This is a genomic window from Peptoniphilus gorbachii (assembly GCF_016908115.1).
Lineage (GTDB): Bacteria > Bacillota > Clostridia > Tissierellales > Peptoniphilaceae > Peptoniphilus_A > Peptoniphilus_A gorbachii.
In genome coordinates this window covers 1-21,014 of record NZ_JAFBDH010000004.1, presented here as the reverse complement: position 1 = coordinate 21,014, position 21,014 = coordinate 1, and the positions used below count along the sequence as shown (strand labels likewise).

Genomic DNA, 21,014 nt, shown 5'->3' with positions numbered 1-21,014 from the left:
ACAAAAATATTAAGATTAAAAAAAGTCCCCCAAAAGGGAACTTTTAAGATTTCACTATAAATTTTTCACCGCATTTTTTACAAGTAACTCTAATTTTGCCCTTGTTTTTTGGCGCTTTCATTTCAAATTTGCACTTAGGGCATTTTATGTACTTGTAAAGTTTTCTATTGTCATATTTATTCTTAGATGAGAAAAATTTTCTCCTAAGAGGATCAAGGCTTGTCAAAAATTTTTTATTTTCAGCATACCTTGCCCTTACATCACGAGAAAAAATTCTGTAATAAGAATAAATAATTAAGACTAAAGCGGCAGCAGATAGGGCGGCAGTTTTAACAAATAAATTTATAATTAAAAGAATCAAAGCTAAGGACAAAATAAATTTACCAAGCTCATCTTGACCATACCTTCCAATCATAAATTTTCTCATTTTATCTTTAAAATTCAAACAATCAACTCTTTCTAATATAATTTTATTTTAATAATTTACCCATTTAAGAATATTTAAATCTAAAAAAAATCACATGATTTCTTAAAGATATTCAAAAAAATATTCACAAATACACGCAAAGTGATATAATATAAATAGAAAGAGGGGTGTTATTATGGCTAATGTAAATTTAAACATAAGACTAGATGAAAATTTAAAAAATGAATTTGGAAGAATTTGTGAGTCTATGGGTATGAGTATGTCTACAGCCTTTAATGTTTTTGCAAAAGCTGTTGTTAGTGAAAGAGCTATACCTTTTGAAGTAAAAGAAACTAATCCAATAGTTGCGGAATTTGATGACATGGAAAGTTTTAGAGAGTATGTAGATAGATTATGAAAAGGAAAATACAGGTTAGAGCATCTTTTAAAAAAGATTTAAAAAGATTAAAAAAATCAAAACATGATTTAGAGAAACTTTTTAAAGTAATTGAATTACTTGCAAATGATGTAGTTTTGGAAGAGAAATACAAAGATCATAAATTAACGGGAAATTATTTTGCTTGCAGAGAATGTCATATAGAACCTGATTGGTTATTAATATATGAAAAAATTGATAATAATTTAATTTTAATATTAAATAGATCAGGTTCTCATAGTGATTTATTTTAAAAAAAATAAATTTTTCTAGCATTATTTTTCTCCAGCTGTTATAATATAAAAGCAACAAAAAATTAAGGCTTTTGTAAAATTTTATTTAACTTTTACATGAAATGTAAAAAAATTATAAAAAAATTTTAAAAAAGTGTTGACAAAAAATATAAGTTTCAGTATAATTTATTTTGTTGTTAAAACTTCATGCGGGAATGGCGGAATTGGCAGACGCGCTAGACTTAGGATCTAGTTCCAACGGAGTGGGGGTTCAAGTCCTCTTTCCCGCACCAATAAATTCACACAAGTTATCTTGTGTGTTTTTTTATGCCCTTTTTCCTGCCAATAAATTTATAGAAAAAAATTACTACATATAATAAAAGAAAATAATTACATAAAAAGATTGACTTATTAAAATGTTTACAATTAAATTACATTTTTAATAATCTCATAAAATCTCTTTTTAAAAAAATTCAATAGAGTATAATGTATTTTATTGGAGGAATTATGAAAAAGACATTTAAAATATTTTTTGCATTTATACTTATAATTTTAATATTTATATACATTATGGGACTTTACTTCTTTAGAGATAGGTATTTGCCTAGGACCTATGTCAATGGACACGACTTTGGTCTTACAAAAATTTCTGAATTTGAAAAAAATTACCAAGACCTATCAAAAAACTTTGCCCTAGAAGTAATTGCCAAGGACAAAAAAAATAACGACAAAATCACAGCAGATGAAATAAAATTTGAAGAAAAAATTGGAAATGGCTTTATAGATCAGACACCACTTTATTGGCCCTTTGCATCCCTAGTTGACAAAAACTACAAGCTTGACACAATTTTAAAATACGATGATAAGGCACTTACAGATAGAATAAATAACTTAAAGGCCCTAAAAAATGAATCAGTTCATTCACAAGATGCCAAAGTTATTTATGATAAGGGCGAATTTAAAGTTGAAAAAGAAGTTTATGGAGATTTCCTAAAAAGAGATGAACTTAGACAAACAATTATAGGTTATTTTTCCTACAAAAAGGAAAAACTAAATTTAGAAGATGCAGGACTTTACGAAGAACCAAAAATAACAGCAGATAGCGACTACATCAAAAATCAATTAGAATCCTACAAAAGCTTATACAATAAAAAAATTACTATCGACTATGATGACAGAAAAGAAGAAGTAACAGGTCAGGGAATAATTGCCATGTATTCTAAGTCTGATGACGGAAAGCTAAATATTGATGAAGAAAAAGTTAAAAACTTCGTGGGAAAACTTGCCGCAAAATATGACACCTTTAGAAGTTCAAGAATATTTAACGCCACAGGCATTGGCACAGTAAAAGTTGATGGCGGAATTTATGGTTGGATTACAGATAGGACAAAAACCAAGGACGAAATAATTGCAGCCCTAAAAAAAGATGAGCCAGTGACAATAAAACCAATTTATAGGCAAGAAGCACAATCAAGAACAGTTGATGACGTGGGAAACACTTATATAGAAGTTGACCTAACAAGGCAAAAACTTTGGTATTACAACAAGGGCAAATTGGAACTAGAAACAAATATAGTTTCAGGCAACCCAACACATGGAAACGGAACACCAACAGGCACAGATAGAATTTGGTCTCGTGAAAGAAATAGATATTTAACTGGAGAAACTTACCGATCAAAAGTATCCTATTGGCTTCCTATAAATTGGTCAGGAGTTGGACTTCATGATGCAGATTGGAGATCAAGCTTTGGCGGAAAAATTTACCTATCAGGTGGCTCCCATGGCTGCGTAAATATACCACCAGCAGTAATGAAAAACCTATATCCAAAAACCTTTAACGGCATGCCAGTAATAGTTTATAACTCAGCGACACAAAAAATAGCAGCACCAGCCCCACAAGCACAGGTGCCAGCACAACAACCAGCCCCAGCAGGGCAACAATAAAAACAATAAAAAAAATCGACCATGAGTAAAAAACACAACATGGTCGATTTTTTATTCGTGTAGAAATTTATCTGAAATAAATGTTTTTATAAAAAACTAATCGAGAAAAAACTCCTTATAAACAATTAACATCGCAACAAAACCCAGCTTCCCGTTAAAGTGGTAAGGTAGTCAACTTTTCCAATATGCCGTAGAAGTTTTCAGGCAGTAAGCAAAAAGTTCGGAGGCGTCAAAAAAATTTTGCTGTTTGAGAGAGCGAAGCGAACGAGTTCAAAATTTTTAGCTGGAGGGCTTTTTGCGTAGCTGAGGGTCGAGGCCCCTGCCAGGGCACGGGGGTGTTGGGGAGGTCAAAGGAGGGGGTAGAGGGGGCATTGCCGCCCCCTATGCCCCCTCCTTAAATAAAAAAATTAAACATTGAAAAAATTTTTTAAAGAAAAAACTTATTTTATACGTTTTTAAAGCGAAGCTTTCTATTATCTGATCCCGTGCGTGGGGTGAAAGGGGTGGTTTGGAGGGGTACCACCAGGCACAGGTAAGGGCGATTCTAATTACGCCCCTTGTACCCGAATGGGTATAAGTCCCCTCCAGTATTAAAAAGAAAGATTAAACATTAAAAAAAGATTTAATATTAAAAATTATCTCAATAAAGAAAAAAACATTACAAACTTGTTTTAAAGCAAGCTTTCCAAAAAACTTGCAAAACTCCCCCAAAGTGATATAATTAAATTAACAAAAAAATAACAATTTAAATCTTCAGGGAAGGGTGCAAATCCCAACCGGTGGTATAGTCCACGAGCGCAAGCTGAATTGGTGAAATTCCAATACCGACAGTAAAGTCTGGATGAGAGAATGATTTAAACTTTCACACCCCGAAGGTTCGGGGTTTTTTTATGCCCCAATAGGAGGTAAAATGAATAGAGTAAACACAAAGACAATGATAAGAACACAAGATATGACAAAAATAGGAATGCTATCAGTAATTGGCTTCATACTAATGTATTTCCAATTACCCCTTAGCTTTGTGGCACCACCCTTTATGAAACTAGACATATCAGACTTGCCAGTATTAATGGGAGCTTTCACAATGGGACCAGTATTTGGAATAATAATAGCTGCCCTAAAAAATATCTTGGCACTAATATTTAAAGGCACAATGACAGCAGGAGTTGGCGAATTATCAAATTTTATAATATCATCAACTTTTGCCTTTGTAGCAAGTTATATCTATAGAAATCACAGAACTTATAAGGGAGCAATAATTGCACTAACAGCAGGAGTAATTTCCATGACAATACTTGCCATGGCATCAAATTACTTCGTGGTCTTTCCACTTTACGGCAAAGTAATGCCAATGGATGCAATAATAGCCATGGGATCTGCCATCACACCAAAAATCACAGGACTTTTCACAATGATGATCTATTCAGTCCTACCCTTTAACCTAATAAAAGGCTTCACAACATCAGCAGTCATGATGTTAGTCTACAAAAAAATTAGTCCACTATTTAAAAACTAAAAGTGAAGAAAAACTAAAGGAAAATAAAAACAAAAACAAAAACAAAATCAAAGCAGGCTGTCAAAAGGCAGCTTGTTTTTTTGTCCCCATAAAAAATTTAAAAATAACATTTAAACTTTAATTTATCGTGATAAAATACTAGTAATAAATTTAAAGGAGGCAGATTATGAAAAAATTTGCAGTATTATTAGCTCTTTTAATCCTTACAAGTCCAATGACAGCTTTAGCTAACAGCAATGAAGGAAAAGAAGAAAACAAAGCTAAAATATCAAAATTAGAATCAGACGAAAGTTTGGCTGAAACATCAAGAGAAAAAGTTAGATTTGACGGAAAAGATATAAAAATAAATTTTTACCTAATTAATAGGTCTAACTACGTAAGAATTAGAGATGTAGCAGCTCTTCTCAAAGACACACCAGCAAAATTTATGGTATCTTACGACAATGAAAGCCAAAAAGTAATCATAACAAAGGGCGAAAATCAAAAAGAAGACTTTACTTATGATGAAAAAACAGTAGAAGAAGAAATAGCAAAAACAAACAAACAAAAAATAGTGGACAGCCAAGGAAAGGACATTGAACTCAAGGGATATTTCATAGACGGATACAACTATTTCCGACTAAGAGACCTAGCAAAAATAATAGACTTTGGAGTAGCTTATGACTTCAAAACACAAACAGTTTTATTAGATTCAAAAGACCCAAAGATAGAAGACATATATGAAGAAGGTTACTTCACAGGGCCAATAAACAAAATCAAAACAAAAGCAGGAGAAGAAGACATAAGATTTCTAATCTATGGCTTTGAAGAATGTCCTTACTGCCAAAAACTAAAAGCATACTTAGATAATAAAGGAATCAAATATATATCAAGAGACATTAGAGACAGCGAAGGAAAAAAAGACGAAATCTTTGATAAATATTATAAAGACATGACAGAAAACTACGACAGAATTTACTATCCAACTCACATAATGACCCTTGAAAAAGATGGAAAGAGCATAGACAAATGCGTAGTTGGCTTCGAAGAAAAACAATACGATGAAATATTTAAACAAATAGAAGAAAACACTTACTTTGTAGAAAACAAATAAAAACAAAATCAAAAGCAGGCTGTCAAAAGGCAGCTTGTTTTTTTATCCTCATGTAATATAATTAAAAAAAAGACAAAAGGAGAGCAGAAATGAAAATATTATGTGCAGGACCAACATCAATTGACGACGAAGTAATGGCATTAATGGGAAAAACTCTCACAAACCCAGACATCGATCCAGAATATGAAAAAATACATAGAGGAGTAGAGAAAAAAATCTCCAAACTATTAAAAACAGAAGCAACATCAATCCTAATGCTTGGCGAAGGCATGATAGGGCTAGAAGCAGCAATAATAAACCTAGTAGAAAAAGGCGACAGAGTTCTAGTTTTAAATAACGGAGTCTTTGGCGCAGGCTTTGCCGACTTCGTAAAATTTTATGAAGGCGAGCCAACAATTTACGAAGATGATTTTAGACGAGGCTTTGACATAGAAAAATTAAAAAAATTCCTAGAAAAAGACCACGACTTTAAAGCAGCAACGATGGTACATTGCGAAACACCATCAGGCATCACAAACGATGTAAAAAGTATTTGCAATTTACTAAACTCCTACGGAATCCTTACAATAGTAGACACAGTCTCAGGCATGGGTGGAGAAGAATTTGACTTTGACGATTACAAAGTAGATATAGCCTTAGGCGGATCCCAAAAATGCATATCAGCGCCAACAGGACTAACTCTCGTAACAATATCTGACAGAGCAAAAAAAGCAATAAAAGAAAGAAAAAAACCAGTTCCATCCTATTATATGAACTTTTTAAATTATTACGAATACTCTGACGGCTTTGCCTTCCCTTATACAATGAACGAAAACCTAACTTATGCCCTAGACCTTGCCCTAGATAAACTATTTGCCAAGGACTCCATTGCCCTTCACAAAAAATACGCAGAAGTAACAAGACAAATATTTGAAGAAGCAGGCTTTGAACTTTACGCAAAAGATTCAAGATCAAATACCCTAACAGCAGTTATGGTGCCAGAAGGTTTTATAGCAGATGACATTTTAAGGACCCTAAAAAATAAAGGAATCCTAATATCCAAGGGTGCAGGAAATATATTTGAAAAAGTATTTAGAATAGGACACATGGGAAATAACATATCCTATGAAAATTTCTTAGACTTATATGAAAAATTAGATGAAGTCTTTGAAGAACTTGGAATTGGAAGTAAAATTTCTTTAAAAGAAAGATTTGTAGAACTTATGAAATAAAATTTATAAGTAGGAGTAGTGTAAAAGGGGCATTTTCCCCTACTTAACTCAGTTAGTGCAAAAAGAATTGCAAAAATGTAACCTTTTTGTTATAATTCTATTCATGGTTAAAAGACCATTTCTGTTATCACTAAAAAAGACTAAAGTAAAATAATATTACATTAATATTTCAAAAGTCCTTCACAGACAAAGGTTTATGTAATGTAATTGTAATTTTACAAAGGTAATTTCTAGTGTATAATAGAAACATAAGAGGAACATGACAATTAAATAAAACCGGAAATAAGGCGATATTTATTTGTCACCTCTGAGTCGAGATTGTTCAGTCTCGGCGACAAAAGTTTGAGACTTTTGTAGAATCTACAAAATTTTTAAGGAGGTCGAAAGACAAATGAACAAAAAGATTATTTCTCTAGTACTAGCACTAGTAATGGTACTAGGAACATTCACAAGTGTCTTCGCCGAAACAGCTAAAAAAGAAGAAGCTAAAAAACCAGCTGCTTCTGAAAAAGTTGAAAAAATAGTTGGAAAAGATAATAAAATCCAATATGTTATCGACAAAAAGCTTGTTGAAGGCTATGAAGACGGAAACTATGGTCTTGATAAAAATATCAAAAGATCAGAAATTACAAGATTACTTGTATTAGCAAACGGACAAGAAGATCTTGCTAAAAGACTTCAAGGTTCAATGAAAATCTACAATGACGTAGACGTTAAACATTGGGCAAACGGAGTTATTTCAGTAGGAACAACTTCTCCATCTGACGCTAACGGACTTCCAATGTTAGCAGGATACCCAGACCACTCTTTCAAACCTGAAAAAGACGTAACTTACGCTGAACTTGCTAAAATGTTAGTAGTTCTTGCTAAGACAGATCTTACAAAAGATATGTATGATCACGCAGTTTGGGCAACTGACTGGATGAGATGGGCAGCTCTACTTGGAATTACTGATGATGTAACTATCGAAAATTCTGACAAAGCAGCTAACAGAGCAGATGCATTCACTATGGTTTACAATGCTCTATATGCAATGAAAGAATTCAAGAGAGTACCAGCTAACGAAACAAGAGGTATTGTTTCTAACTTAACTAATAGCAAACTTACTCTTAACCAAGATAGCGACAAAGAATACAAAATCACAAGTGATACAGTTATCGTTGATGGTAACAACACTAGAAGACAAATTGTTAAAGTTAACACTGTTGACAATCTAGATCTTTACAAAGGTTCTTTAGTAAGAATTCTTACAAATGACAAGAACGAAGTAACTCACATTCTTGAACTTGGTAACCCAAAAGTTCTTGCAAGAACTGACGCAAAAGATGAACTTCTTGACAAAGACAACCACATTTGGGAAGGTGTAGCTGATGCAACTGCTGAAACTACAAACTATGATTTCGAAAAAGCATCACTAAAAGAAATTGCTCAAAAAGATATTAACAAAGCTTACGCTACTGTTAAATTAAACTCTTCAAACACTAAAGCTGATTACATCAGATTCCACTATGCTAATGGAGATGTTTTCGCTGACCTAAAAGTTAACGATAAAACTGAAATCTATGTTGCTAACCCATACAACAACATTATGAAAGAAGTTAAAGACATTAATGAAGCACTTTCATTAATCGGTTTCCACAACTATGGAAAAGACTATAAGATTCCTAATGTTTATGCAGGATTCGACACAGATGATCACACATCAGCTGTAAAATCTTTCGATTCTAAGAGAGAAACTGCTAAAGTTATCGTATTTAACGTAGTATCTAAAGACAATGATGGAGACAGATACAGAGTTCTTAACTCTTCATCTTCTAAATTCTCTACAACTCTAGAAGATACTGATGGAAAACTTTACGACAGAGACAATGTTCTTAACAAAGCTAACTTCCCACTAAACTACGGTGACCTACTTGACGTTATCGAAGTACGTGGAGACGTTATTGACAAACTTCTTGACCACAGCGATGAAAAAGCATATCCTGTAGTTAAGGTTGCTCAAATCTTTGACAACGATGAAATTAGAGTAGAAGATAGATTCGGAAACGAAACTCTTCTTTATGTAGGCGATGCAGACATCTTTAACGCTAAACAATACAAAGATTTAGAAAAAGGTGACTACCTACAATTCACTGCTAACCACAAAGACGCTAGAGACATCGAAGTTGTATCAATTCTTGAAGATTCTAAAGACACAAGAGACCTATTTGCTAAATCAGGATCAGTTCTAAACGTTGTAAATGGAATCGAAGACCACACTGTTGTTGGTAAAATTCTTTGGGTTGGTAAAGACCAAGTTGAAATCAGAATTGAATCTGATAACTGGGATGCAGGTCTTAACAAAACAACTAGAACTTACAAAGTAGACGAAGAACTTGCAAAAGTTTTAGCAAAATACGTTGGCGAAAATGTTAGATTCAAAGCTGAAAACAAAGACTTTGATAAAGCAGTTAGAGCTTATGACTTTGTATTAAACGATGGAATGAAGACTCCACTTGACAAAGACAAAAAACCAGCTGAAAAAGATGCTATAGCTAAATTAGAAGAAGCAGCTAAAAAAGGCAAAGCTACAACTCAACAAAAAACTGATGCAGTAAAAGTAGTAAATGATGAACCTTCTACTAAAAAATCTGAAGAACTTCAAAAGAGAGTAGATGCAGCATTAAAACTAAACGCTGAAAAAGCTGTTGAAGAATTTGAAAAATTAGCAGCTAATACAGATATTAAAACAACTGCAGTAGCTACTGCAAAAACAGATGCTAACACTGCTCTAGGTCTTCTAGACACAGCTGATGCAGCATTAGCTGCAAGAGTAACTGCTTCTGATAACCTAAGAAAAGATTATGAATTAGTTAAAGCTGCAGCAATTGCTGATTTAACTAATACTAAACTTTCTAAGACAGAAGTATTAACTGAATTACAAACTAAAGTTGCAGCAAAAGTAACTAATGGATCAACTGCTGTTGTTGAATTAGTTGATGCTAAAGAAACTTATGCAAAAGAAGATACAGTAAAAGCTAAAGTTACTTTAACTAACGGTGGAAAAACTATGGTTGAAGAAATTACAGCAACTTTTACAAAATAATTAGTCTAACTAATTAAACTTTAAAGATAAAACTCGAGGGAAACCTCGGGTTTTTCTTTTTACATAAAAATATTTTTCTGGTAAAATTAGGGCAGGAGGTGGTTGTATGAGCGAAGACAATAATAAAAGTATTGATAAAAGATTAGCAGAGATTAAAAAAAATTTTGTTAATAATAAATCATCAGAAGAAAAAACTTTATGCACATTTACAGGAATTTGTTCCTTTAATCTTTTGATTCTTGTTATTGTATTTCTTTTATTACTTCACTACAAGGCACTTAGTTCTGATCTTGTAGCTAAAGTTCTTTCTGCTCTTATTGCTGTAATTGGTGTTTTTGCAGGCTTTTATTACAACAAAAGGGAAAAGTACAAGGAAATTGTCACTAAAGAGAGAATAGAGTGGTTACATAAGATGCAGGAGAATCTTTCAGAATATCTGGTGCTTACAAGTTCTGGCAAAGCTAAAGATATTGATAGAGATAAAGTTAGAAAACTTTATTATGAAATTATCTTAAATATAAACCATGAAAATGATAAAGAGGCACTAGATGCAATAAAAACCTACAATGATTATATTTTTGGAAGAGAATTAGTAAGGAATATTAAAATAAGAAAGGGAATAATTGAATTAGAGTCGCAAGACACTCATGAGGTAAAAAAATTTACATATTATAAATACAAAAAAAATTTTGGAAAATTAAGAAGTAATGTCGAAAAATCTTTTGCAGAAATATTTAAAGAAGTTTGGGAAAATATTAAGAAAGAAGCTGATTAGCTTCTTTTTTCTTTATAAGAAAAAATTAAGAACTTATATTTTAAAGCCGTCGGCTTTATCACTTATAAGGAGGGGGTTAAGGGGCATTGCGAGGCCCCTTTTCCCCCTCCTTAAACCACCCCCTTTGAACCCCACGCGCTGAAAGTCCAAAAAAATCGGTCATGCTAAATTTTCAAAACTCGCTCTTCGAGCTCAAACAGTTGAAAATTTTTAACGCATAACCGATTTTTTTGCTTATCTTAAACACTCCCATAAGTTTACTGTTCTAGCAAAAGGTGTTCACATTACTACACACCAATAAGCTGGGCACTCTTGCTCAGTTTATTTTTTGTTTTAAAGCTTTTCTTAAATAGATCTTAATTGTAGCAATAAAAGTTTTTGGAGAATAGTAACGGGGAATTTTTGTAAAGGTAAAACCAAACTGTAATCTTTTAAAACCCCGTAAAGCAAGACAGCCGTTAAAAAATTCAACTGTGAATGAGCGATTGATATTTGCGAAGCAAATTCAGTCGCTCAACCGTCGAACTCTAACAACGAAAAGGAGCGAAGCGAACTTTGAGTTGATTAGGTTCGCGCGAAGCTCTCGATGAAATAAAATATTTGCATTTAAAATAATTCTGATGAAAAAATAATTTTGTAATTATAAATATGTAAGAGAGCAAGTTTTGAATTTTAGGCTGGCTGCTGCTCGGGGTTGTTGGCAAAGGCCCCTGCCAGGGCACGGAGGTGTGGGGGAGGTCAAAGGAGGGGGTAGAGGGGGCATTGCCGCCCCCTTTACCCCCTCCTTAAATAAAAAAAGAATTAAAAATTAAAAAACAATTTAATTAAAAAAATAATTTACTTATTAGCCCTAAAGCCGCAGGCTTTGAAATAAAAACTTTTTACTTGAAGCTTTTCAAAAAAGCTTCTTCCTTTTTTCTTATCAAAGAAAAAAAGTTTAAACTTTTGTTTGACAAAATAAAACAAAGGTTTTATAATAATCTCATAGACATAAAGAGGGGGTTCTATGATGAATGATTATAAAGATTTTAACAGAGTTTTGAGGTCTGCCCTCGTTGGTGAAGAGAGGTCCAAGGTCAAGCTTCTTGATATGCTTGATCCCCTGATACGATCTTCTATTAAGAGATATTGCCCAGTTTTTAATGAATTTGACGATCTTTATTCTGACGGAAAGGCCATTGTTTTATCCTGCATTGAAGATTTTGACAACAAGAGGTCTTTTCTTAAGTATGTAAAGCTTAGTCTTATGTATTTTTATTTAGATACTTATAAATATTTGTTAAAGGTAAGTAGTGATGTCCATGACAATCCTTCTTCTGATGATGAAGATTTAAGTATTTTTGATAGTCTTGATGCTGGTGTTGATATTGAGGGCGACTTTTTGGAAAGTGAAAGGCTTGGCATTTTAAAGGATGCTATTGATTCTCTCACTCCAAGGCAGGAAACTGTTGTTAGGTTGTTTTTTTATGAAAGGCTTGCTCTTTCTGAGATTGCTGATTTTCTTGGTATTTCTAAGAGAACTGTAATTAATTTAAAGGTAAGTGCCATAAATAATATTAGGAAGTTTATTTCTTGCCATTATAAGTAGTGGCTTGCTAGAAAATTTTTTTGGAGGTGATTTTATGTTAATCGAGAAGAAACTTATTAGATTTAATTATATGAAGAGGAAGGGCAATATTAAGCCTATTTATATTGTAGTCCACGATACGGGAAATCCTAGTCCTGGTGCTGATGCTCTTAATCATTATAAATATTTTAATGGTGGCAACAGAAAGGCATCTGCTCATTATTTTGTTGATGATAAGAGAATTGTTGAGACTGTGGAAACTGCCAATGCTTCTTGGCACTGTGGTGACGGCCATGGCAAGTACGGCATCACTAATTCTAATTCTATTGGCATTGAAATTTGCATTAATAGTGATGGAAATTATAATCTCGCACTTGAAAATGCTCGTCAGCTTATTAGATTTCTCATGGATTTTTACAAGATTCCCCTTGAAAGGGTTGTGCGTCATTTTGATGCTTCTCACAAGATTTGTCCTCGTTCTATGAGTGCAAATAATTGGCAAAAGTGGTGGGAGTTTAAGGAAAGTTTATAATCTTTAAAATTTTTTTATTTTATCATAGTAACTTTTGACTTTTTATTCTATATATATAGTAGGAGGTGAAAAAAATGGCAATTAAGGTTAATGAAAAAAAAGCTATGCTAAAGACTGTTACTACTAAGACTAATTCTGATGGTAATATTAGAAAGAAAAGTATAACTATTAGAAATATTGATGATAATGCTTCTAATGATTTTCTTTATGATTTATCTAAGGGAATTGGCAATTTAGTCGATGGCAATTTTGCTTCTTCTTCTAAAATTACTGAAGAAGTTTTTGAAAGTGAAGCCTAATATTTTTGGCAGTATGATGTTTTTTATGAAAGGAGATGTATTTATGAAACAAACTAAAACTTTAAAGATGAGTTTTGCAGATGAGGGTGGAAATCCTTGGAATTTAACTATTTTAAATCCAAAAGAAGGTATAACTTCTGTTGAAGCTAAAGCTGTTGGCGACATTATAACTAACAACAATCTTGTAAATGGCAAGGTTGGTCATGTTAAAAGTTTTAATGGTGCCCTACTTGTTACTAGAACTGAAGATGAAATTTAATCATGGAAGATTTATTATCTAATATTTCAAATATTGGCTTTCCCATTGCTATTTCTTGTTACCTTTTGGTGAGATTGGAGAAAAAAATGGAGGAGCTAAAGGAAGTTATAGTTGAACTTAGCACTGCAATAGAAAAGTTTAGTAATTAGTTTATTTTATTTATTTTATGTTATTAATATTTTTATTAATAATTTACATAGGGCGAAAGCCTTTTTTTTTATGCCCAAAAATATGCTAGGCTCTTGGTTTTTTATTTTTCCCAATATCTTTTATTAATGTTATAATTAATTTAATATAACTTTGAGGTGTTTTATGGATTTTAATATAAATGAAAATTTGGGAGAGTTTTTTTATGATGAGCCAATGAGAAATCATACTTCTTTTTGCCTTGGTGGGCCTGCTAAACTTCTTATCAAGCCAAAGGATGAGGAAACTCTCATTGAAATTTTAAGGGAAATCAAAAAAAATAATTATAATTTTTATATTCTTGGCAACTGCACAAATATTATTGTGAAAGACAAGGGTTTTGACGGAATTATTATTAAACTTAAAAATAAATTGAAGGACTTGAAAAAAGTTTCTGACACAGAAATTTATGCTGGCGCCGGTGTCAGCTTAAAAAAAGTAAGTGAGTTTGCTATGGAAAATTCTCTTACTGGTCTTGAATTTGCTCATGGCATACCAGGATCTCTTGGTGGTGGTGTTGTCATGAATGCTGGTGCTTATGATGGCGAGATGAAAAATGTAATTAAAAGTGTTAGACTTTTGGATGAAAATTTTAAGGTAATTGAAGTTTCTTGCCAGGATATGAATTTTTCTTACAGACATTCTCTTGTGCAAGAAAGGGATTTAGTTGTTCTTGGTGCAACTTTTTCTCTAAGCCATGGAAATAAAGATGATATAAGAGAAAAGTACGAGGAATTTGACAAAAGACGAGCTGAAAAGCAACCTCTTGACCTTCCTTCTGCTGGTTCAACTTTTAAAAGACCTAGTGGATATTTTGCTGGCAAGTTAATTGATGATTCAGGTCTAAGGGGTTTTACTCACAATGGTGCTGGCATTAGTGAAAAGCACTGTGGTTTTGTTGTTAATAAAAATAATGCCACTGCAAAAGATGTTCTTGAAACTATTGAAATCGTACAAAAGGTTGTTCATGATAAGTTTGGTGTGAATTTGGAGAGAGAAGTTAAAATTATTGGGGATTAGTTTTATTTGGTGATTTTATGGAACTTATTATTATTACTGGTATGAGTGGATCGGGCAAGTCTTATGCCTTAGATGTTTTTGAGGATTTGGGATATTATGCCATGGATAATCTTGCGCCTGCCCTTCTGCCAAAGTTTTGTGAAATGGCTCTTGATGCTAAGAGCAAAAATTTTGACAAGGTTGCAGTTGTTGTGGACCTTAGAAGTGGCGAGTTTTTTAATTCTTTTTTCTCTAGTTATGAAGATTTAAAGGGAATGAATGTCAAGACTAGGCTTTTGTTTTTGTATGCAGATATGGAAACTATTATTGCAAGATATAAGGAGCTTAGACGTCCTCATCCTATGAATGCTTCCATAGTTAAGGGCTACAAATTTGAGGAAGAAACTCTTTCAAAGGTCAAGAAAAATGCTGATTTTGTCATTGACACTACTGGTCTTTCTACAAAAAATTTAAGGACCCAACTTATGGCCTTTGTTTCTTATAAGGAGAAGGACAATTTTGCTATTGAGGTTTCTAGTTTTGGTTATAAAAGTGGAATTTTAAAGGATGCGGACCTTGTTTTTGATGTTAGATTTTTGCCAAATCCTTTTTATATTAAGGAGTTAAAGGACTTAAATGGCAAGACTGAAGAGGTCAAAAATTATGTAATGAAGTGGGATGTTACTAAGGAATTTATTAAAAAAACCATTGATTTACTTGAATTTTTGATTCCAAATTATATGGCAGAGCAAAAGAGAGTTTTAACTATAGGTATTGGTTGCACTGGTGGTTTTCACAGATCTGTTGCCATTGCTGAAGAAATTGGAAGAATCCTAAAAGAGGAATATAAGTCCACTTATGTAACTCACAGAGATATGGAGAAAAATTTATGGAAAAAAAGATAGCAGTCCTTGGTGGAGGTACGGGAATCTCCACTATTTTGCGTGGACTAAAATTTTATTCGAAAAATATTTCTGCTGTAGTCTCCATGTCTGATGATGGTGGTGGAAGTGGAATTTTGCGTGAAGAATTAAATATCCTGCCACCAGGCGATGTGAGAAGATGTTTAATTGCCCTATCTAATACAGATGAAACCTTAAAGGAACTTTTGAATTACAGATTTAAGTCTGGCACTTTAAAAAATCAAAATGTGGGAAATATTTTAATTGCTGCCCTTGCAGATATTTTTGGGTCCTTTGACAGGGCTTTAATTGAAATGAGTAGCGTTTTTAATGTTACTGGTAAAATTATTCCAGTAACCTTAGATGAAACTCATCTTGTGGCAGAATTTCTTTCCAAGGACAAAGTTGTTGGCGAGTCCTACATTCCAAAAATGTGTTATAGGTTAAATACTAGAATTGAAAAAATGAGCATGATTCCTCATTATCCACGTGCCAATGATGATGCCCTAAGGGCAATTTTAGATGCCGATATTGTTATTATTGGTCCAGGTTCTCTTTATACATCTGTTATTCCAAATTTTTTGGTGGCTGGAATAAATGAAGCCCTAAGGGACACAAAGGCACACATAATTTATATTGCCAATGCTATGACTCAAAGGGGCGAGACAAAAAATTATTCTTTGAGGGATCATTTTGAGGCAATTTTAAAACATTCTAGTTATGAATTTATTGACGAAGTAATTGCCAATAGTTATAGAGCCACTGATGATGTCTATAATTATTATTACAAGAAAGAAGAATCTATGCCTATTTTTGCCAGTGACGATGACAGAAAATATTTTGAAGAAAAAAATGTCCTCTTAACTGAGGGAAAATTTATTGATGTAAAAGATGGATTTATTAGACATGACGGCAAGAAAATTGGTTCCTGCATTTTTGAAAGGACTTTCTTGTAAATGTTTTTATAAAATGATATTATTTACTTGTTAAAGGAGGATACAATGAGGAAATATAGAAAGACAGAGCATATAGAAAATTTTCTTCGCTCTACTTATGTTGGCGATGCACTTTTTTCTGATATCTTTTTGTATAATGACTCTATTCCAGAGATAAATTACGACGAAATTGATACAAGCGTAAATTTTTTAAATAAAAAAATAAATTTTCCCCTTATGATTAATGCCATGACTGGTGGTAGCAATCTTTCAGAGGAAATAAATAGAGATCTTGCAAGGGTTGCAAGGGAATTTAATTTGCCAATGGCTGTTGGTTCACAGACTATTGCCCTTGAAGATGAAGATTCTAGAAAATCTTTTGAGATTGTAAGAGAAATTATAGATGATGGGATTGTTATATCCAATTTAAGTGGTTTTTCTAGCGTTGAAGATGCAAAAAAAGCCGTTGATCTTTTGTCTGCCGATGCAATTCAAATTCACTTAAATCCTGCACAAGAACTTGTGCAAGTGGAAGGGGAAAGAAATTTTTCTGGCATATTAAAAAATGTAGAAGAAATTGTAAAAAAATCTGAAGTGCCAGTTATAGTAAAAGAAGTTGGATTTGGAATGTCTCCAAAAACTGTAAAAAAACTTTATGACCTTGGAGTTAGATATGTGGATATTTCTGGCTACGGTGGTACAAACTTTCTTGAAATTGAAAATTTGAGAGATCCAAATTCTGATATTTCGGATTTATTTACTTGGGGAATACCTACAGCCATGTCTTTAATTGAAGCAAAGAGATTAAATCTAAAGGACTTAAATATAATTTCTGCTGGTGGCATTAAAAATTCACTAGACATAGTAAAAAGTCTAGCAGTAGGTGCATCAATGACAGCAATTTGTGGTGAAATCTTATCTTACATTGTGCGTGGTGGATATGAATACACTCTTAAATATGTTGATGGACTAATTGAAAAAACTAAGATGCTAATGATTTTATCTGGTGCAAAAAATATTGAAGAACTACAAAAAGTTGATTACAAGATTACGGGAAAATTGAAGGAATTATTGGAGGATTAAATGAAATTTATAAAAAAAGATGAATTTAAAGATTCAAAATGGTCAGCAGGAGTAACAACAGAAGTTTTTATTTATCCAGAGAATGCAAGTGTTGGAGAAAAGAATTTTGATTTTAGAATTTCAACGGCAACTTGCAATGAAAAAGTTTCAAATTACACACCTTACAAGGGATTTAATAGATACATTGCCCCAATAAATAATGTCATGAATATAGAAACAGCAGGAGAAAAATTTGTCTTAGCTCCCTTTGAAGTGCTTTTCTTCAATGGAGATGACGAAACAAAATCCTCTGGCGATGTTAGGGATTTTAATTTAATTTATAAAAAGGGTAATGACGCAAAAATGTACTCTCTTAACATCAATAACTTTGAATTTTACGCAAAATCTCGTGCAGTAATTTTTAATTATGATGCAGATTTAAAAGTTGATGGAAAAGAATTTGAAAAATTTTCAGCAATATACCTTGAAAAAGAAAAAATAGAAATAAAAGGCCTTGGCAAAATAATAGTTTGCGAATTTTAATAAAAATTAGAGGAAAAGCTCCTTACTTTATAAAAGTAGGGAGTTTTTTTAGTTTGGAAAATTAAAATTTGATAATTTTTAAATTCTAATATAATCTATAATAGTTATGTTAATTAAAATTTTTAATTTCAATAAAGGTGTATAAGATATGATGAAAAATAAAAATTTAAAGGGCATTGCTGCTATTTTTGTTCTTGTTGCCCTTCTTTTATTTACTGAAAATAGTTTTGATATTTTTGGAAACAAATATGAGGTTACTGAAAAAAGTCCCTACTATCAAATTGATAAAGATCCGCCTCAGTTTTCTTCTGATGATTTGAAGATGGGTCCTGATTTTGAATCTTATTCTGACTTAGATAGTTTAAATAGGGTTGGACCTGCTAATGCCCTCATTGGTCCCGAGTCTATGCCAAAAGGTCCCAGAGGTGATATTTCTAAGGTTTATCCAACAGGCTGGCATCAAAAGTTTTATGATTTTGTTGAAGGGGGAGCTGTTTATAATAGATGTCATTTAATTGCCTATAAGTTAACTGGCGAAAATGACAACTGGAAAAATCTTATGACTGGCACTAGATCTTTTAATGCCAAGGGAATGTTGCCCTTTGAAAATGCTGTTGCTAATTATATTAATGATACTGGTAAAAAAGTTAGATATAGGGTTACTCCAATTTTTGTTGATGATGAATTAGTGGCAAGAGGCCTTATTATGGAAGCTTACAGTATTGAAGACCATGGCAAAAAAATAAATTTCAGGGTCTTTGTTAAAAATATTGAAAAGCGAGTTTGGATTGATTACAAAACTGGAAGGACTAGACTTTTCAAAAATTGATTTTATTTGATAAATTTATATTTAAATTTTATAAAAGCCTTAGGGCTTTTATTTTTTTGAAAAATAAATTTAATTAAATATAATTATCTTGTTGATTCTCTTGCAACTTATGTTATAATGCTTAAAGCAAAAAAAGGAGAGTATTATGAGACTTAGAAAAAAACATTTTGCAATCCCTGAAATGCGTGAAAATCCCTATGTATTTTTTAATGGTGAAGAAAATAAGGGAAGATGGAGAGAAGTTTTTGGAAATGATAATCCAATTTATCTTGAAATTGGCGCAGGCAAGGGCACTTTTACTATAGAATCAGCAAAAAGAAATAAGAATATTAATTATATAATGGTAGACATTGAAACTAATGCACTTATCTATGCCACTCGTAAAATTTTAGATGAAGAATTAACTAATGTCAGAGCCATGCCAATTAATGCTGAAAATATTTTAGATTATTTTGATAAAAATGAATTAAGTAGAATTTATATAAATTTTTGTAATCCATGGCCAAAACTAAAACATAAGAAGAGAAGGTTAACTTTTCCAAGATTTTTAGAAAAGTATAAAATTATTTTAAAGCCAAAATCACAAATTTATTTTAAGACAGATGATTTAGAATTATTTGAAGAAAGTTTAGACTATTTTACTGACTGTGGATTCTCCACTCTTATTGAAGAATTTGACATGAAACTAGAAGACTATCCAGAAAATATAGTTACTGAATATGAAAGAAAATTCAGAAAGCTAAATCAAAAGATAAAGTTCGGCGTATTTGAGTATTATAGAGATTAAAATTCAAAAATTTTTAATGTTAACTAAAATATTATTCTGATTGACAATATTCCTTTAGAAATATATAATTATTTCAGGAGTTGAAGAGATGGATATTATTGAATTAAAAGAAAAAGTAAAAAATGGATACACTGTAACAAGAGAAGAAGCCCAAGAAATATACAATAGCGATTATGAAGCTTTGACAAAAGCAGCAGATGAACTTAGAGAATACTTTTGCGGCAATAATTTTGATGTTTGTACTATAATAAATGCGAAAAGTGGAAAATGTTCTGAAAATTGCAAATTCTGTGCACAATCAGCTCATTACAACACTCATATAAAAGAATACGACCTATTAGATGAAGAAACAATTGTAAATGATGCCCTAGATAAATACAATAGAGGGATTCCAAGATACTCAATGGTAGCTAGTGGAAAGGGACTTACAGCTAAAGACATAGATAAAGTTTGTAGCATAACAAGAAAGATTTATGAAAAAGCACCAGGAATAAAAGTATGTATATCAGGTGGAATAATTTCTGAAGAATCCTTTGAAAAATTAAAAGACGCAGGAATTACAAGAATTCACAATAATCTTGAAACATCAAGAAATTTCTTCCCAGAAATTTGCACTACTCATACTTATGATCAAAAAATTGACACAATAAAAGCAGCAAAAGAAGCGGGAATGGAAATTTGCTCAGGTGGACTTATAGGACTTGGAGAAGACTATAAAGATAGAATCGACATGGCACTACAATTAAGAGAACTTGACGTACACTCAGTTCCAGTAAATTTATTAAATCCAATAAAAAACACACCACTTGAAAACAACGAACCTTTATCAATGGAAGATGTAAATAGAACTTGTGCAACTTTTAGATTTATACTACCAAAAGCACTAATAAGACTAGCAGGTGGTAGATCATTAATGGAAGAATTTGGAAAATCAGCCTTTAAATCAGGAGCCAATGCAGCAATATCTGGAGTCTTATTAACTACAAAGGGAGCCAGCATAGAAGAAGATATGGAAAGATTTAGAGAACTAGATTATACTGTAAAAGCAGTGTAAAAATATTCTTTAAAATATTTATTATAAAATACTTGACAAAGAAAAATAAAAATAGTAATATATAACAGCTGTAACAAATGCAGCTGTTATTTTTTTAAAATTAATAAAAAATTAAAAAATAACAAAAAAGCTGTTGACAATAAAGTGATGAGATGTTAAACTGTAATAGTTGTCTCATTAAGACAGCAAGACTTTTGTAAAAGTCGAGTAAAAAAACTTCAAAAAAGTTGTAAAAAATACTTGACAAAAAGAACTTACAAGAGTACAATAAATAAGCTACTTAAAAAAGTAGCAAGAAACATGATAATTAAATAGTGTGAAGATAAAAAGATTCGTAATGAATCACAGATTCGTAAAAGAA

At 32.0% G+C, this 21,014-nt stretch carries 22 protein-coding genes, 1 tRNA gene and 1 riboswitch; of the genes, 22 read left to right on the top strand and 1 reads right to left on the bottom strand.

Features of this window, described 5'->3' with window-relative positions:
- Nucleotides 1–43: 43 nt before the first annotated feature.
- The gene (locus JOD41_RS04720; protein WP_205051810.1) at nucleotides 44–445 is read right to left on the bottom strand and encodes a hypothetical protein; all 402 of its coding nucleotides are present in this window, start codon (nucleotides 443–445) and stop codon (nucleotides 44–46) included.
- A 157-nt stretch (nucleotides 446–602) separates the two neighbouring features.
- Here JOD41_RS04720 and JOD41_RS04715 point away from each other — a divergent pair, with 157 nt between their 5' ends.
- From JOD41_RS04715 to bioB, 22 genes are all read left to right on the top strand, one after another.
- The gene (locus JOD41_RS04715; protein ID WP_205051809.1) at nucleotides 603–824 is read left to right on the top strand and encodes a type II toxin-antitoxin system RelB/DinJ family antitoxin; all 222 of its coding nucleotides are present in this window, start codon (nucleotides 603–605) and stop codon (nucleotides 822–824) included.
- Nucleotides 821–1,096: a type II toxin-antitoxin system YafQ family toxin gene (locus tag JOD41_RS04710; protein WP_205051808.1), complete on the top strand. Its 276-nt coding sequence runs from the start codon at nucleotides 821–823 to the stop codon at nucleotides 1,094–1,096. Before JOD41_RS04715 ends, JOD41_RS04710 begins: the two co-directional genes overlap by 4 nt.
- A 188-nt stretch (nucleotides 1,097–1,284) precedes the next feature.
- Nucleotides 1,285–1,368 (top strand) — tRNA-Leu (locus JOD41_RS04705).
- Between the two features lie 214 nt (nucleotides 1,369–1,582).
- Complete coding sequence (locus tag JOD41_RS04700) at nucleotides 1,583–3,019, top strand: L,D-transpeptidase family protein (protein WP_205051807.1); 1,437 nt, start codon at nucleotides 1,583–1,585, stop codon at nucleotides 3,017–3,019.
- Between the two features lie 745 nt (nucleotides 3,020–3,764).
- Nucleotides 3,765–3,877, top strand: a riboswitch (FMN riboswitch).
- Nucleotides 3,878–3,929: 52 nt separating this feature from the next.
- Complete coding sequence (locus tag JOD41_RS04695; protein ID WP_205051806.1) at nucleotides 3,930–4,535, top strand: ECF transporter S component; 606 nt, start codon at nucleotides 3,930–3,932, stop codon at nucleotides 4,533–4,535.
- Between the two features lie 166 nt (nucleotides 4,536–4,701).
- Complete coding sequence (locus JOD41_RS04690; protein ID WP_205051805.1) at nucleotides 4,702–5,628, top strand: glutaredoxin domain-containing protein; 927 nt, start codon at nucleotides 4,702–4,704, stop codon at nucleotides 5,626–5,628.
- 89 nt (nucleotides 5,629–5,717) lie between these two features.
- A complete protein-coding gene (locus JOD41_RS04685) occupies nucleotides 5,718–6,839 on the top strand; it encodes a pyridoxal-phosphate-dependent aminotransferase family protein (RefSeq protein WP_205051804.1) in 1,122 nt (373 codons plus the stop codon).
- A gap of 391 nt (nucleotides 6,840–7,230) precedes the next feature.
- Nucleotides 7,231–9,924, top strand: coding sequence for an S-layer homology domain-containing protein (locus JOD41_RS04680; protein ID WP_205051803.1), 2,694 nt, complete (start codon nucleotides 7,231–7,233; stop codon nucleotides 9,922–9,924).
- Between the two features lie 106 nt (nucleotides 9,925–10,030).
- Nucleotides 10,031–10,699 (top strand): hypothetical protein, encoded by a 669-nt coding sequence (locus tag JOD41_RS04675; RefSeq protein ID WP_205051802.1) that lies wholly within the window; start codon nucleotides 10,031–10,033, stop codon nucleotides 10,697–10,699.
- 1,006 nt (nucleotides 10,700–11,705) lie between these two features.
- Nucleotides 11,706–12,287: a sigma-70 family RNA polymerase sigma factor gene (locus JOD41_RS04670; protein ID WP_205051801.1), complete on the top strand. Its 582-nt coding sequence runs from the start codon at nucleotides 11,706–11,708 to the stop codon at nucleotides 12,285–12,287.
- Between the two features lie 34 nt (nucleotides 12,288–12,321).
- Nucleotides 12,322–12,798: a peptidoglycan recognition protein family protein gene (locus JOD41_RS04665; RefSeq protein ID WP_205051800.1), complete on the top strand. Its 477-nt coding sequence runs from the start codon at nucleotides 12,322–12,324 to the stop codon at nucleotides 12,796–12,798.
- Between the two features lie 74 nt (nucleotides 12,799–12,872).
- On the top strand, nucleotides 12,873–13,097 hold the full coding sequence (locus JOD41_RS04660) for a DUF1659 domain-containing protein (protein ID WP_205051799.1): 225 nt from the start codon (nucleotides 12,873–12,875) through the stop codon (nucleotides 13,095–13,097).
- Nucleotides 13,098–13,140: 43 nt separating this feature from the next.
- The gene (locus tag JOD41_RS04655; RefSeq protein ID WP_205051798.1) at nucleotides 13,141–13,356 is read left to right on the top strand and encodes a DUF2922 domain-containing protein; all 216 of its coding nucleotides are present in this window, start codon (nucleotides 13,141–13,143) and stop codon (nucleotides 13,354–13,356) included.
- Between the two features lie 2 nt (nucleotides 13,357–13,358).
- Nucleotides 13,359–13,505, top strand: coding sequence for a YvrJ family protein (locus JOD41_RS04650; protein ID WP_205051797.1), 147 nt, complete (start codon nucleotides 13,359–13,361; stop codon nucleotides 13,503–13,505).
- 163 nt (nucleotides 13,506–13,668) lie between these two features.
- Nucleotides 13,669–14,562 (top strand): UDP-N-acetylmuramate dehydrogenase, encoded by an 894-nt coding sequence (gene murB / locus JOD41_RS04645; RefSeq protein ID WP_205051796.1) that lies wholly within the window; start codon nucleotides 13,669–13,671, stop codon nucleotides 14,560–14,562.
- Nucleotides 14,563–14,579: 17 nt separating this feature from the next.
- Complete coding sequence (gene rapZ, locus JOD41_RS04640; protein ID WP_205051795.1) at nucleotides 14,580–15,446, top strand: RNase adapter RapZ; 867 nt, start codon at nucleotides 14,580–14,582, stop codon at nucleotides 15,444–15,446.
- Complete coding sequence (locus JOD41_RS04635) at nucleotides 15,431–16,399, top strand: gluconeogenesis factor YvcK family protein (protein ID WP_205051794.1); 969 nt, start codon at nucleotides 15,431–15,433, stop codon at nucleotides 16,397–16,399. Before rapZ ends, JOD41_RS04635 begins: the two co-directional genes overlap by 16 nt.
- 45 nt (nucleotides 16,400–16,444) lie before the next feature.
- Nucleotides 16,445–17,461, top strand: coding sequence for a type 2 isopentenyl-diphosphate Delta-isomerase (gene fni, locus JOD41_RS04630; RefSeq protein ID WP_205051793.1), 1,017 nt, complete (start codon nucleotides 16,445–16,447; stop codon nucleotides 17,459–17,461).
- Nucleotides 17,462–17,983 carry a HutD family protein gene (locus JOD41_RS04625; RefSeq protein ID WP_205051792.1) on the top strand — a complete coding sequence of 174 codons (522 nt, stop codon included), beginning with the start codon at nucleotides 17,462–17,464 and terminating at the stop codon, nucleotides 17,981–17,983. It begins immediately after the preceding gene.
- A 148-nt stretch (nucleotides 17,984–18,131) separates the two neighbouring features.
- Complete coding sequence (locus JOD41_RS04620) at nucleotides 18,132–18,812, top strand: DNA/RNA non-specific endonuclease (protein ID WP_205051791.1); 681 nt, start codon at nucleotides 18,132–18,134, stop codon at nucleotides 18,810–18,812.
- A 145-nt stretch (nucleotides 18,813–18,957) separates the two neighbouring features.
- A complete protein-coding gene (gene trmB / locus JOD41_RS04615; RefSeq protein WP_205051790.1) occupies nucleotides 18,958–19,599 on the top strand; it encodes a tRNA (guanosine(46)-N7)-methyltransferase TrmB in 642 nt (213 codons plus the stop codon).
- An 88-nt stretch (nucleotides 19,600–19,687) separates the two neighbouring features.
- On the top strand, nucleotides 19,688–20,653 hold the full coding sequence (gene bioB / locus JOD41_RS04610; protein WP_205051789.1) for a biotin synthase BioB: 966 nt from the start codon (nucleotides 19,688–19,690) through the stop codon (nucleotides 20,651–20,653).
- Nucleotides 20,654–21,014: the final 361 nt, after the last annotated feature.